General features: G+C 33.8%; 15 protein-coding genes and 1 tRNA gene. 13 read left to right on the top strand and 3 right to left on the bottom strand.

Annotation, left to right across the window (positions count from 1 at the left end; genetic code table 11):
* Nucleotides 1-43 precede the first annotated feature (43 nt).
* Nucleotides 44-667 (bottom strand): transcriptional repressor LexA, encoded by a 624-nt coding sequence (lexA, locus tag R4Z10_RS11410; RefSeq protein WP_338469431.1) that lies wholly within the window; start codon nucleotides 665-667, stop codon nucleotides 44-46.
* A gap of 157 nt (nucleotides 668-824) precedes the next feature.
* Here lexA and R4Z10_RS11405 point away from each other — a divergent pair, with 157 nt between their 5' ends.
* The 3 genes from R4Z10_RS11405 (at nucleotide 825) to tkt (ending at nucleotide 3,722) form a co-directional block, all read left to right on the top strand.
* Nucleotides 825-1,142: a LysM peptidoglycan-binding domain-containing protein gene (locus R4Z10_RS11405; RefSeq protein ID WP_338469430.1), complete on the top strand. Its 318-nt coding sequence runs from the start codon at nucleotides 825-827 to the stop codon at nucleotides 1,140-1,142.
* Nucleotides 1,143-1,253: 111 nt separating this feature from the next.
* Nucleotides 1,254-1,487 (top strand): DUF896 domain-containing protein, encoded by a 234-nt coding sequence (locus R4Z10_RS11400; RefSeq protein ID WP_338469429.1) that lies wholly within the window; start codon nucleotides 1,254-1,256, stop codon nucleotides 1,485-1,487.
* 228 nt (nucleotides 1,488-1,715) lie between these two features.
* The gene (gene tkt, locus R4Z10_RS11395) at nucleotides 1,716-3,722 is read left to right on the top strand and encodes a transketolase (RefSeq protein WP_338469428.1); all 2,007 of its coding nucleotides are present in this window, start codon (nucleotides 1,716-1,718) and stop codon (nucleotides 3,720-3,722) included.
* A 50-nt stretch (nucleotides 3,723-3,772) separates the two neighbouring features.
* Here the strand turns inward: tkt and R4Z10_RS11390 are convergent, their stop codons facing one another.
* The gene (locus R4Z10_RS11390; RefSeq protein ID WP_338469427.1) at nucleotides 3,773-4,741 is read right to left on the bottom strand and encodes a bile acid:sodium symporter family protein; all 969 of its coding nucleotides are present in this window, start codon (nucleotides 4,739-4,741) and stop codon (nucleotides 3,773-3,775) included.
* A 214-nt stretch (nucleotides 4,742-4,955) separates the two neighbouring features.
* Here R4Z10_RS11390 and sirA point away from each other — a divergent pair, with 214 nt between their 5' ends.
* From sirA to R4Z10_RS11360, 6 genes are all read left to right on the top strand, one after another.
* On the top strand, nucleotides 4,956-5,393 hold the full coding sequence (gene sirA / locus R4Z10_RS11385) for a sporulation inhibitor of replication protein SirA (protein WP_338469426.1): 438 nt from the start codon (nucleotides 4,956-4,958) through the stop codon (nucleotides 5,391-5,393).
* An 87-nt stretch (nucleotides 5,394-5,480) separates the two neighbouring features.
* Nucleotides 5,481-5,696, top strand: coding sequence for a YneF family protein (locus R4Z10_RS11380; RefSeq protein WP_338469425.1), 216 nt, complete (start codon nucleotides 5,481-5,483; stop codon nucleotides 5,694-5,696).
* A gap of 193 nt (nucleotides 5,697-5,889) precedes the next feature.
* Nucleotides 5,890-6,135 (top strand): hypothetical protein, encoded by a 246-nt coding sequence (locus tag R4Z10_RS11375; protein ID WP_338469424.1) that lies wholly within the window; start codon nucleotides 5,890-5,892, stop codon nucleotides 6,133-6,135.
* Between the two features lie 244 nt (nucleotides 6,136-6,379).
* Nucleotides 6,380-7,087 carry a cytochrome c biogenesis protein CcdA gene (locus R4Z10_RS11370; RefSeq protein WP_338469423.1) on the top strand — a complete coding sequence of 236 codons (708 nt, stop codon included), beginning with the start codon at nucleotides 6,380-6,382 and terminating at the stop codon, nucleotides 7,085-7,087.
* A 21-nt stretch (nucleotides 7,088-7,108) separates the two neighbouring features.
* Nucleotides 7,109-7,468: a response regulator gene (locus R4Z10_RS11365; protein WP_338469422.1), complete on the top strand. Its 360-nt coding sequence runs from the start codon at nucleotides 7,109-7,111 to the stop codon at nucleotides 7,466-7,468.
* Nucleotides 7,469-7,602: 134 nt separating this feature from the next.
* Nucleotides 7,603-8,091 (top strand): cytochrome c biogenesis protein CcdC, encoded by a 489-nt coding sequence (locus tag R4Z10_RS11360; protein ID WP_338469421.1) that lies wholly within the window; start codon nucleotides 7,603-7,605, stop codon nucleotides 8,089-8,091.
* Between the two features lie 61 nt (nucleotides 8,092-8,152).
* On the opposite strand, the gene R4Z10_RS11355 is transcribed toward R4Z10_RS11360, so the two are convergent.
* Nucleotides 8,153-8,581: a DUF2621 domain-containing protein gene (locus tag R4Z10_RS11355; protein ID WP_338473224.1), complete on the bottom strand. Its 429-nt coding sequence runs from the start codon at nucleotides 8,579-8,581 to the stop codon at nucleotides 8,153-8,155.
* Nucleotides 8,582-8,808: 227 nt separating this feature from the next.
* Here R4Z10_RS11355 and R4Z10_RS11350 point away from each other — a divergent pair.
* The 4 genes from R4Z10_RS11350 (at nucleotide 8,809) to R4Z10_RS11335 (ending at nucleotide 11,956) form a co-directional block, all read left to right on the top strand.
* Nucleotides 8,809-8,905, top strand: a tRNA-Sec gene (locus tag R4Z10_RS11350).
* 1,086 nt (nucleotides 8,906-9,991) lie between these two features.
* Complete coding sequence (locus R4Z10_RS11345) at nucleotides 9,992-10,945, top strand: 3-hydroxyacyl-CoA dehydrogenase family protein (RefSeq protein ID WP_338469420.1); 954 nt, start codon at nucleotides 9,992-9,994, stop codon at nucleotides 10,943-10,945.
* A 240-nt stretch (nucleotides 10,946-11,185) separates the two neighbouring features.
* The gene (locus tag R4Z10_RS11340; protein ID WP_338469419.1) at nucleotides 11,186-11,476 is read left to right on the top strand and encodes a hypothetical protein; all 291 of its coding nucleotides are present in this window, start codon (nucleotides 11,186-11,188) and stop codon (nucleotides 11,474-11,476) included.
* Nucleotides 11,477-11,641: 165 nt separating this feature from the next.
* Nucleotides 11,642-11,956 (top strand): hypothetical protein, encoded by a 315-nt coding sequence (locus tag R4Z10_RS11335; RefSeq protein ID WP_338469418.1) that lies wholly within the window; start codon nucleotides 11,642-11,644, stop codon nucleotides 11,954-11,956.
* Nucleotides 11,957-12,004 lie beyond the last annotated feature (48 nt).

The following is a 12,004-nucleotide window of genomic DNA, read 5'->3' as shown; positions in this document are numbered from 1 at the left end:
ATCACTAAGTCCCATTGTTTAAGTGATTACTTTACTACTAACATTAATGTATATGCCGATAAACACCAATTACTTTGCCTAATATACTAACATTATTGAGAATAATAGGTTTCATTGTAGAGTTTTCAGGCTGCAAACGGAAAGAATCAGCCTCTTTAAAAAATCGCTTAACCGTTGCTTCATCATCCTCTGTCATTGCAACCACAATATCCCCGTTATTTGCTATACTCTGCTGCCGAACAATAACATAATCCCCATCTAATATACCAGCTTCAATCATACTGTCACCCATAATTTCCAGCATAAACAATTGCTCGTCAGATGGTGCAAGGTTTTCAGGTAATGGGAAGAATTCTTCAACATTCTCTATTGCTGTTATTGGTAATCCAGCGGTTACCTTCCCCACAACTGGAACATTAATTACATTAGGTTGTGGGATATTTAAATGTTCATTATCTAATATTTCAATAGCTCTTGGCTTCGTAGGGTCTCTTCGAATTAAACCTTTGCTCTCAAGTCTTGCTAAATGACCATGTACGGTTGAACTTGATGCAAGTCCCACTGCTTCTCCTATTTCGCGAACAGAAGGTGGGTAGCCTTTCTGTCGTACTTCACTTTTGATAAAATCTAAAATATCTTGTTGCCGTTTGGATAGTTTTGTTGTCATTATAATTCACCCCTCATCACTATTTTATTTCCTATATTATACCATGAAAATAACCCGTATACAAACATAAGTTCGAATTGATGCTTGACTTAAAACAAGTGTTCGTATTATAATTCAATTATTAAACAGAACATATATTCTAAATGGGGTGTATTTGTTGAAAAGATTATGGAAAAACTATTCTTACGCTATTATTCTTGTTGTTATTTCAATAGTTGCAACAACTATTATTAAAATTAACTTATCTACTAATCATCAATATATGACCATAACGGTTCAGAGCGGCGAATCATTATGGGAAATTAGCCAAAGGTTTGAAGAACAGCATGGTCTTTCAGAATTACAATTTATTGAGTGGGTTGAGAAAAACAACGGAGTTTCTAGAGACTTTATTATAGCGGGGAATGAATTAACCTTACCGATTCCAATCAGTCCAATCGAATTAGGTAAAGTCCGTAATTTAGCTAGCCAATAATGAGATACCAATTCTAGTTTTGTTCCAGTATAATATTCTTGCTTTTTTATCTATCTTTTGTTTCTATAGAATAGATATCAAATAAAGTTCATATTTGATAAGGAGGATAAAATGCTTTCTAAAGAAAAATTAGCTAGAATAAATGAATTAGCGAAAAAGGCAAAACAAACTGGATTAACAGAAACAGAGGCAAAAGAACAATCAAAACTTCGTGGAGAATATTTGCAAACTTTCCGTTCATCCATGCTAAATACTTTAAAATCAGTTAAAGTAGTAGATCCAGAAGGAAATGATGTTACACCAGAAAAGCTTAAAATCGTTCAACAACAAAAAGAAAAGCACTAAATAAAAGGAGTAAAACTTTTTTATAGATTATTCTAATAAAAAGTTTTACTCCTTTTACATTATAAAGCTTATTAATGCCAATAATACCAAAGGGATATTTGTCGAAAAAAGTATCATTCTTACAATAATTCATTTAATTTGTTGAATAAAATGAACGTTCCCATTATTATTAATTACGTAATCCATTACGCACAATCTAATAACTTTATTAGAGAAAGGATGTTAACAATGTTTGATGAAATTGATTCATTAGCTATATCGTCCATTAGAACATTATCCATTGACGCAATTGAGAAAGCAAATTCGGGACACCCAGGTATGCCTATGGGATCAGCGCCAATGGCATATACATTATGGAGCCGATATATGAACATTAACCCTAATAATCCAAAATGGTTTAATCGGGATCGTTTTGTCCTATCAGCTGGACATGGTTCGATGTTACTTTATAGTTTACTCCATCTTTCGGGTTACGATGTTTCCATGGATGATATCAAAAACTTTCGTCAATGGGGAAGTAAAACACCTGGTCATCCTGAATATGGACATACTCCAGGAGTTGATGCAACATCAGGTCCATTAGGTCAAGGTATTGCTATGGCTGTTGGTATGGCAATGGCTGAAAGGCATCTTGCTCAGATTTACAACAAAGAGCAATATCCATTAATAGATCATTATACATATAGTATTTGTGGAGATGGAGATCTCATGGAAGGAGTTTCTGCTGAAGCAGCTTCTCTAGCAGGGCATTTGAAATTAGGTCGCCTCATTGTTCTTTATGATTCCAATGACATTTCTCTTGACGGTGATTTAAATCAAGCTTTTTCCGAAAGTGTGCAAGATCGTTTTAAAGCATATGGATGGCAGTATTTGCGTGTAGAAGACGGAAATGATTTAACTGCTATTGCCAATGCAATTGAAGAAGCTAAGAATGATGATTCACGACCAACATTAATAGAAGTACGTACGGTTATTGGATATGGATCTCCAAATAAATCTGGCAAAGCAGCTTCACACGGAGCTCCATTGGGCGTAGAAGAAACAAAATTAACGAAAGAAGCCTATAAGTGGACATTTGAAGAGGATTTCTATGTGCCTCAAGAAGTGTATGATCAGTTCCGAAAACTAGTCCTTGAAAAAGGTGAGCATAAAGAGAGAGAGTGGAAAGAGCTCTTCAGCAAATACAAAGAGGCTTTTCCAGAACTAGGATCCGAACTACAACAGGCGATTAATCATGAATTACCATCGGATTGGTCGAAAGATATTCCCGTTTATGAAGAAGGAAAAAGTCTTGCTAGTCGAGCAGCATCTGGTGAAGTCTTAAATGCAATTGCAAAAAAATTACCATCGTTCTTTGGTGGTTCAGCAGACCTTGCAGGATCCAACAAAACATTAATTAAAGGATCTGCAGACTTCTTACCTACGTCCTATGAAGGTAGAAATATTTGGTTCGGAGTTCGTGAATTTGCAATGGGAGCGGCGCTCAACGGTATGGCTTTACATGGCGGCTTAAAGGTATTTGGCGGAACATTTTTTGTATTCTCCGATTACTTAAGACCAGCGATAAGACTAGCAGCACTAATGGGGTTGCCTGTTACGTATGTATTTACACATGATAGCGTTGCGGTCGGAGAAGACGGTCCAACCCATGAACCAGTTGAACACCTTTCCGCTTTAAGAGGAATGCCAAACCTATCTGTTATCCGTCCGGCCGATGGGAACGAGACAGCTGTGGCTTGGAAACTTGCTATTGAATCATCAAATCAACCAACAGCACTTGTATTAACTCGACAAGACTTACCGACACTTCCAGGCACTGTTAAAAATGCTTATGAAAATGTTGCTAAAGGAGCATACATTATCTCACCTGCAGAAAAAGAAACAGCTGAAATTCTTTTACTTGCAACTGGTTCTGAGGTTAATTTAGCGGTAGAAGCGCAAAAAGCACTAGAAACTGAAGGTATTTCAGCTTCTGTTATCTCTATGCCTTCATGGGATCGCTTTGAAAAACAATCACAAGCCTATAAAGATTCCATTATTCCTAAAAATATTAAAGCACGATTAGCAATCGAAATGGGCGCATCTCTTGGCTGGCATAAATATGTTGGAGATGAAGGAGATGTACTGGCTATTGATCAATTTGGTGCATCAGCTCCTGGTGAAAAAATTATTCAAGAGTATGGATTTACTGTAGAGAATGTTGTTGCTAAAGCAAAAGCATTATTAAGAAAATAAAGTAAATTAAGGAGTACAGGGATAATTCCCCCGTACTCCTTATCTTTTATCTAAGCGCTCACTGTTTCAGATTGTTGCAACATTTTTTCCTTACGCTTATCAAGTACACGAGCGAATATCGAGGCTAAAATTTGTTGAAAGAGCATACCAACCACAACTGGAAATACAACTGCAGAAGGGAAATAAGAAATGGCGATTACAGCTCCCGTACTTATATTCCTCATACCACCACTGAAGGTAAAAGAGACCAACATTTCATAGTCATACTTCAAGAGTTTGCCTATCCAATAAGCCAAGAAATAACCACTAAAGGAAACAAATATAACAACGACAATGATTGAAAGATAGCTTAACTTAAAATCCTTAAAATAAGGAGAAATTACAGCTCCATTTAAACAAACAACTAGAAATAGAAATAGTTTAGATATTGGAGCAAATCTTGGTTTCCACTTTAATACGACTTTACCATGTGTGAACTGATTTAGAGCCATCCCCGCAAGTGATGGCAATACAATCATATAGAGCAATCCGCTCATCATACTTGTAACGTCCATGTCTACTTTTTGTCCTACTAATAAAGATAAGCTTAGAGGAACGACAATGGGTGATAGAAGGGAATCAATTAATATGACAGTTAATGTCAGTGCAGCATTGCCGTTTTTCATCGTTACCCAAATGAAACTCGTTACCCCTGTTGGAATGACCATTCCAAGAATAATACCCGTAATCGTTAAGTGGTCTCCGCTAAAGGTAATATGACCAACAAACCATGCATAAAGCGGCATAATAATATGTAGAAAGGCAATAATCATAAAAACAGGCAAGGGATGAGTAATCACTCCCTTAATAGACTTCAGATTCATAGATAGACTTCCTTCAAATGTCATAAAAGCAAATAGCCAAGGGACTAGAAATGAAAAATCCCTAACATACGCTGAAAAAATAATCCCAACCAAGACAGCTACTGGTGTAGTAAAAGGCATCATTTTATTTAGTGTTAAATTGATTTGTTGCAACATGAATGGTCTCTCCCTTTTTAAACTATCTTTTATTATAAACCGAATGATTACTTTTAGAAGGAAAATGCCATAATTTTTGTCAGTTTAACTCTACAGTAGAATTCTTTTTCCAATTCGACAAAAGAAGGCTTGTTTTTTTACGTAAAGCGACAACCTCCTCAATACTTATCTTCTATAATAAATAATAAGGTAGACTAATAGAGGAGGAAACATGATGAGAACGTATCAACTATATTTAATCGATGAAGAGTTTGCCTCCCATTACTTCGGAAAAGAGCGGTTGTTTTATCAACTGTTTAAAGAATATGATGAGGCTGCAGGAGAATTAAAACATATTATAAAAAAACAAATTGATTTTATTACGAAACCTATTAATAGTTTCAGAATTCAACATTATTTACAGCATAACTTACAAAAATATATGAGTTTTCAACATAAAAATGGCAAATACTATTTAGAAGCTGGGAAGAAAAGTCGAGCTGAATTAGAAATAAAGAATCATTCTATCATATTAAAGTCAAATGGCCAATTCGACGCAGAAACGGTCTTTTTTGAAGTATTACGCAAAGCAGAATCATCCTTTTTAGCAATTGACATTGAAAATCAGCATTGTGGCTGGTTAAAACCTATAAAGGAAAGAAAATTTATCTAAAAGTTGGACAAATCTCCCCAAGAATATTGTATAATAACCTTTGGTTTAGTACACTTTATGGTAGACAACTTGAAGGAGGAAGTATTTATGGGAATGTATATTCTAGTTGGTGCATTGTGCTTATTAGCCGGTGTGGCGCTAGGTTTTTTCATCGCTAGAAAATATATGATGAATTACTTGAAGAAGAACCCACCAATTAATGAACAAATGCTAAAAATGATGATGATGCAAATGGGCATGAAGCCATCACAAAAGAAAATCAATCAAATGATGCAAGCAATGAATAAACAACAAGGAAAATAAAGTTTTATATAGGAATGAAGTTTTAAATAATCAGTTAGAAAATAGACCACTAAATGTTGATCAGTACTCAACGTTTAGTGGTTTTTTCTTAACAAATTGGTAACCAATTCTTCTTATAATTTTCACAAACTTTCCCCAATCTCTTAGTAAATTTACATTATACTTAAATTATTAGCAGAGAGGGGGCAGCTCTATGTATAAAATGCAGCTTGTTAATATTATAAATGAGGAAATATTAATTGAATATAGTTATCCCGATGATCATTTAATATCTAGATTTATTGAAACATGCAAAGAAACAAACGGTGCCGAGTGTTTTATTTTTGATCAATACCAAAGAATATACAAAAGTCAGTACATTTCATATGAAATTATTCGTAATGGAATAGAAAAAGTCTATCAAGTTTTCTTTAAAGCAAAAATTGGCCAATTAAAATAATGGTTTATTGGTCTACTATATAGTATTTTTAGGCTTGTTTTTATGATTTTGTATTAAACCCCTTTATATCATCAGCACTCTTAAAATGGAGTGCTTTTTTAGATAAAAAAAGTATAAGTGGAAGCGAGGAAGCCAATAGTTATCATTTGAATTGTTTTCTCAGAATATTTACCAAACTAATAAATATCTTTTCGTGTTTATCTTTGATAGAATTGATAAAGAATTTAAATTGGGGAGGAGTATAATGACTGACATAAATTTATTTCTTGCATTTGGTGCAGGTTTTTTAAGTTTTATTTCTCCGTGTAGTCTTCCGCTCTATCCAGCATTTCTATCTTATATTACTGGAATGTCTATTGGTGAACTAAAAAATGATAATGGTAGGCTTCAAAAGAGAAGTTTCATACATACGATTTGTTTTTTAATTGGTTTCTCCATTATCTTTATTGCGATTGGATTTGGCACATCCTTTATTGGACAGTTTTTTATCCAATATCAGGATTTAATCCGCCAAATCGGAGCAGTCTTTATTATTCTCTTCGGATTGATGGTTATAGGATTTATTAAACCAGAATTTTTAATGAAAGATCGACGGATGGAATTTAAAAGTCGCCCATCTGGCTTTATTGGGTCTATTTTAATTGGGATGGCTTTTGCAGCGGGGTGGACACCTTGTACAGGACCAATCTTAATGTCTGTGATTATGCTCGCTGGATCAAATCCAGAATCAGGTATAATCTATATGCTTGCCTATTCTTTAGGATTTTCATTACCTTTCTTGATACTTTCATTTTTTGTTGGAAAAATGGGTTGGATTCGAAAACATAATATAAAGATTATGAAAATAGGCGGATATCTCATGATTGTTATGGGAATATTCTTATTTTTCGATTGGATGACAGTAATTATTTCACTTTTAACTGCTTTATTTGGTGGTTTTACAGGATTTTAAGGCTTTAGGGAGGAATGGACGATGTCCAAAATTTTAATTGTTGATGATGCTAAGTTTATGAGAATGACTATTTCGAATATACTATCTAGAGCAGGTTATGAAATTGTTGGAGAAGGCGAAAACGGAAAAGATGCTATACGGCTATACCGTGAGTTGCAACCTGATTTAGTTATATTAGATATTACTATGCCGGAGATGAATGGGATTGAGGCAGTAAAGGAAATAAAAAAAGAATTTCCTCATGCGAAAATAATCATGTGCTCGGCCATGGGACAACAAAAAATGGTAGTTGAGGCAATTGAATCAGGAGCAAGGGATTTTATCGTCAAACCTTTTGATGAAGCCTGTGTGATCGATTCAATCAACCGAATTCTTGAGTAAATTATTTAGCTAACCATATTTGTATACTTTCCAAATGTGGTCAGCTTTTTTAATTGTAATATGCAGACAGCTTTTGATTACGTCAATGTTCATTGTATAATGATATTGGATTTAGTAGAAAAGGAATGAAGCACATGAATATTGCTATAATAACTTCAATCGGTGCCATACTAATGGCAATTTTTGCGATGATTGTAAGAATGAAAGCTGCGAAAAAACCAGCCTCAGTAAGAAAAATTTTATTACCTCCATTATTTATGAGTACGGGTGCTCTAATGTACATATTTCCAGAATTTCGATTAAATCCAATGGAAATTCTGGAATCGGTCGCTATCGGAATGCTTTTTTCTCTACTATTGATTAAAACTTCAAAATTTGAAATTAAAGGGAAAGATATATATTTAAAACGGTCACGTGCATTCGCCATTATTTTAATAGGATTATTAGTTGTTCGAATTGTAGCCAAACTTATTTTAAGTTCTACCATTGATATGGGGGAATTAAGTGGCATGTTCTTTTTGTTAGCATTTAGCATGATTTTACCTTGGAGATTGGCAATGTATCGGGATTATAAAAGGTTATTTTTACAACTTAATTCTCGAGTACGACAGAATTCTGTTTGAATCCACAAGACTATGTTAATTAAATAAACAAGAGCACCAATCAAATTATTGGTGCTCTTGTTTAGTGAAATAAGTGTTCATAAGGCTCTAATTCAATCCTTTTTTCTTCTAGTTTTTTACGAAGAAACTTATAATCTCTTTTAGGTGTCGCTAAAATGTAGCCTCTTATTACTAAATCTTGATCAATTTTACTAGCCTTTTCATTAAGAGCAAGTTCTCCAATTTTCCCCGCGATCTTATGCTTAGCCACATCTCGAAACAATTCAGGTACAGGTGAGACTAAATCAGATAATAATTCCTTCTCTTCTTGCTTCCATAAATTAATTGTTTCATTAACATAGTATTCCTCCCAATCCATGTCTGATTTTCCATCCTCTTTAGGCATTTTTTTCAGGAATTTTCGAAACATGAAAAATCCACCGATTGCAAATGAACCTAATAATACAACAACCCAAAATAAGATAAACCAGAGAAACCAGCCTTCTAACATCTTTCTCACCTTCATTTTTAATCTATAAAAATATTATATAATTTTTACTATATTCAGACAAGTATAGCAGTTTATCTATTAACATGAAACTAAACATAATTTAATTTTAAATAAATTTAATTATTTCATTTCTCTGAGTATGTACACAGAATGTTACGAATTTCGACATTGTTTTACATGTTTCGGTGGGGTATAATAAAGTCAGTTAGAGGAAATGACATATAAATGGGGCTGAATGGGGTACTGGTGTCCCCCGCGGTCTTCAAAACCGTCCGAGACCTGCGTGCCAGGTTTGCTGGGTTCGATTCCCAGGCGGTCCCGCCAAATTACATAAAAACTCCTAAAGTTGTGAAAACAAATCCGCAACTTTTTTATTTATATTTCAATATCACATTCAAATAACATTATGTGCTAAATACACAATTAATAAAAAACTCTTACCCCCGTACTAGCAATTACCCTACAATTATTTACTATATGTTTACTAAAATATAGCTGTCGCTAAAAATACTTACTTAAGGGTAGACTGCAATGGAACTTTTCATAACCGTCCGAGATCTGCATGCCAGGTTTGCTGGGTTTGATTCCTAGGCGGTCCCGCCAAATTACATAAAAAACTCCTAAAGTTGCGAAAACAAATCCGCAACTTTTTTATTTATATTTCAATACCACATTCAAATAACATTATGTGCTAAATACACAATTAATAAAAATTAACTCTTACCCCCATACTAGCAATTACCCTACAATTATTTACTATATGTTTACTAAAATATAGCTGTTGCTAAAAATACTTACTTAAGGGTAGACTGCAATGGAACTTTTCATAACCGTCCGAGATCTGCATGCCAGGTTTGCTGGGTTTGATTCCTAGGCGGTAAAGTTGCGAAAACAAATCCGTAACTTTTTATTTATTATTCAACATAACATTCAAACAACACTGTGTGCTAATTACACATTTTGATGAAATAATTCTTACCCCAGACTAGCAATTAACCTTTTAATTAATTCCTATATAACTTTAAACATCTAGGGTAAAAACTATAGATATCATCTTAAGAGTGGACTAAAATGACAAGTATAAGATCGATTGGTTTAAACTTCTATTATCAGGATGATAAAAATTACAATTTTTAGTTTGAGGATGAAAGAGAAGCAAAGTCTAATAAGAGAATTAAAATATGTTCTCATGTAATTAATTGCAATGATGAAACTTTTACAATAGAAATTTTAAAGGTAGCGATCTCCGCTGCCTTTTTTTATTGTTTTTGATAAACGTTCATTAAATTGTAATCTAAATTACAATCTTTTCAAAAAAAAAATGTTATACTGAAAAAAACAAATATTATAAAAACATGATGACAACCATTTGAAGCATGTGAAACAACAATGAAGAAAAGGGGTATAGAAATGCAAAACATCACCGTTCTAGGAGCAGGAATCATGGGGCATGGAGCTGCACAATTATTTGCCCAAGCAGGAAAAAAGGTAAGAATTCAGGCTAGACGAGAGTCATCTTTAGAAAATGCCAGAGAACTTATTACAAATAGTTTAGAAATTATGGTTGAAAAGGAAATGATCACTCAAGAGAAGATGGACCAAACGTTAGCTAATATTACGTATACAACAGATTTACGTGAAGCGATCGAGGGCACTGAGTTTATCCTTGAGTCCATTCCAGAAGTACTTGAAACCAAATTAGCTACATATGAAATTATTGAAAGCGTTGTCTCTGAAAAAACGATAATTGCTTCAAATACATCAACTTTTCCATTGGCAGAATTAACCCAAAAAGCAAAGCATCCGGAAAGGTTTATCATTACTCATTATTTCAATCCGCCACAAATTGTACCAATTGTTGAGATTGCTCGCTTTGAGAAAACTGATGACAGTGTAGTCCAGGCAGCTTACGACTTATTAAAAGAATCGGGTAAATCACCTGTGGTTCTTAAAAAGGAAATCACTGGGTTTATTGTAAACCGTGTTCAAGTTGCATTTCTCCGCGAATGTTTCAATTTAATTGAACAGGGAATTTGTACGGCAGAAGATATTGATATTGCTGTCAAAGGCAGTATGGGCTTTAAATGGGCATTTTGTGGTCCGTTAGAAAGCCAAGACTTAGCAGGACTTCATACTACAAAAGCAATGGTCGGTAACATAATGAAGGATCTTTCTAACACAAGAGAAGTACCAGGATTCTTAAATGAAATGGTTGAAAAGGATGAACTGGGTATTCGATCGAATCAAGGATTCTATAAATATGATGATCACGGTGAAGAAGCTATCCGAACAAGGGATGATAATTTCTTAGATCTTCTAAAGTTAATGCAACAAAAAGAAGCAAAAGCTGTTTTATCTAAATAAAGAGTATTCCAAAAAACACCATGTGCAAAGCACATGGTGTTTTTTATATGAACAGCAAAAGTTCAACTAAAATTCATAAAACTTCGTTTTTCAGACCTTGAAAAGGAGACTAATAGATGGTTTAATTTATATAAATAACCACATATTGATAAGCAGCTCTAGAGATTTAGTTTATTCTTGTTTGCACTTTTGTGAATAAACGCACATACCTTTTTGTGGATAGAAGGGAAGTTATCTACTATGATAACGGTTGAACATGTGTTAAAAAGTAAAAAACCTACTGATCAAACAGTTCAAAACCATAGGAAATCATTAAGATGGCAAATTATTAGTGATATCATTCACCTTGTAAAGGCAATGGAAGTCAAGCACATCAATGGTTGGGAGGGAATCCCTTTTTCTAATATAGATGGGCTTATGTATCAATCCAGATATTCAACGGAGGAACTCCTTGTCTTAGAAGATGTATTAGAAAATAAGTTCGAAGGGTTTCTATATGATATATACCAAAAGGAATATTATCAGCTTTAAAAATTAGTAAATGAAGTTCATTTCTTACTGTCCCTTAACCCTGATAATAACAAAAGACAACTCGAAGGCTGCTGTTTGCAGCCTTTTTTTTCAATTTCAGCAGGAGAATACTCTATATATCGTGAAAAGTATAAATTGGAACAAAGAATATGGAAGGTGTTTAACATGTCAAAAAGAAAGATGCTAGCAGACGAATCTCAAATATATAAACGTGAAAAAACAAAACCAACAAAAAAAGTCGGCAAACGAACAAAAAGAATAGAAGTGGAATGGTCTCATTTATTTCGGTTTGCAATTATGTTGTTCTTTGTTGGAGTCGTCGTTTTTCATTATTACTTAATAACCGAAAAAGCGCTGCTTAGTTATTACCAATCGATCTGGAGTAATCATAAACAAACTTTATCTCCGGTCCTAATATTTTTGGGCTACAGCTTTTTGATTTTTCTCGTTGGCTATTATATTGGAAAAAAGAGAAAATAATTATTTTAAATATTGAGGGAAATATGAAATATTTTATATAATTATAAA

It is taken from the genome of Niallia sp. XMNu-256 (assembly GCF_036670015.1).
Classification (GTDB): Bacteria; Bacillota; Bacilli; order Bacillales; family Cytobacillaceae; genus Bacillus_BD.
The sequence above is the reverse complement of the archived record's forward strand: the minus strand, read 5'-3'. Positions and strand labels throughout refer to the sequence as shown.

Excerpts from the sequence above, each read along its gene's own strand:
- R4Z10_RS11390 (WP_338469427.1), bottom strand. The coding sequence starts at position 4,741 with ATGTTGCAACAAATCAATTTAACACTAAATAAAATGATGCCTTTTACT.
- lexA (WP_338469431.1), bottom strand. The coding sequence starts at position 667 with ATGACAACAAAACTATCCAAACGGCAACAAGATATTTTAGATTTTATC.
- R4Z10_RS11360 (WP_338469421.1), top strand. The coding sequence starts at position 7,603 with ATGAATATTGCTATAATAACTTCAATCGGTGCCATACTAATGGCAATT.
- R4Z10_RS11375 (WP_338469424.1), top strand. The coding sequence starts at position 5,890 with ATGTATAAAATGCAGCTTGTTAATATTATAAATGAGGAAATATTAATT.
- R4Z10_RS11355 (WP_338473224.1), bottom strand. The coding sequence starts at position 8,581 with ATGTTAGAAGGCTGGTTTCTCTGGTTTATCTTATTTTGGGTTGTTGTA.
- R4Z10_RS11400 (WP_338469429.1), top strand. The coding sequence starts at position 1,254 with ATGCTTTCTAAAGAAAAATTAGCTAGAATAAATGAATTAGCGAAAAAG.
- R4Z10_RS11345 (WP_338469420.1), top strand. The coding sequence starts at position 9,992 with ATGCAAAACATCACCGTTCTAGGAGCAGGAATCATGGGGCATGGAGCT.
- R4Z10_RS11370 (WP_338469423.1), top strand. The coding sequence starts at position 6,380 with ATGACTGACATAAATTTATTTCTTGCATTTGGTGCAGGTTTTTTAAGT.
- R4Z10_RS11335 (WP_338469418.1), top strand. The coding sequence starts at position 11,642 with ATGTCAAAAAGAAAGATGCTAGCAGACGAATCTCAAATATATAAACGT.
- R4Z10_RS11340 (WP_338469419.1), top strand. The coding sequence starts at position 11,186 with ATGATAACGGTTGAACATGTGTTAAAAAGTAAAAAACCTACTGATCAA.
- sirA (WP_338469426.1), top strand. The coding sequence starts at position 4,956 with ATGAGAACGTATCAACTATATTTAATCGATGAAGAGTTTGCCTCCCAT.
- R4Z10_RS11365 (WP_338469422.1), top strand. The coding sequence starts at position 7,109 with ATGTCCAAAATTTTAATTGTTGATGATGCTAAGTTTATGAGAATGACT.
- tkt (WP_338469428.1), top strand. The coding sequence starts at position 1,716 with ATGTTTGATGAAATTGATTCATTAGCTATATCGTCCATTAGAACATTA.
- R4Z10_RS11380 (WP_338469425.1), top strand. The coding sequence starts at position 5,481 with ATGGGAATGTATATTCTAGTTGGTGCATTGTGCTTATTAGCCGGTGTG.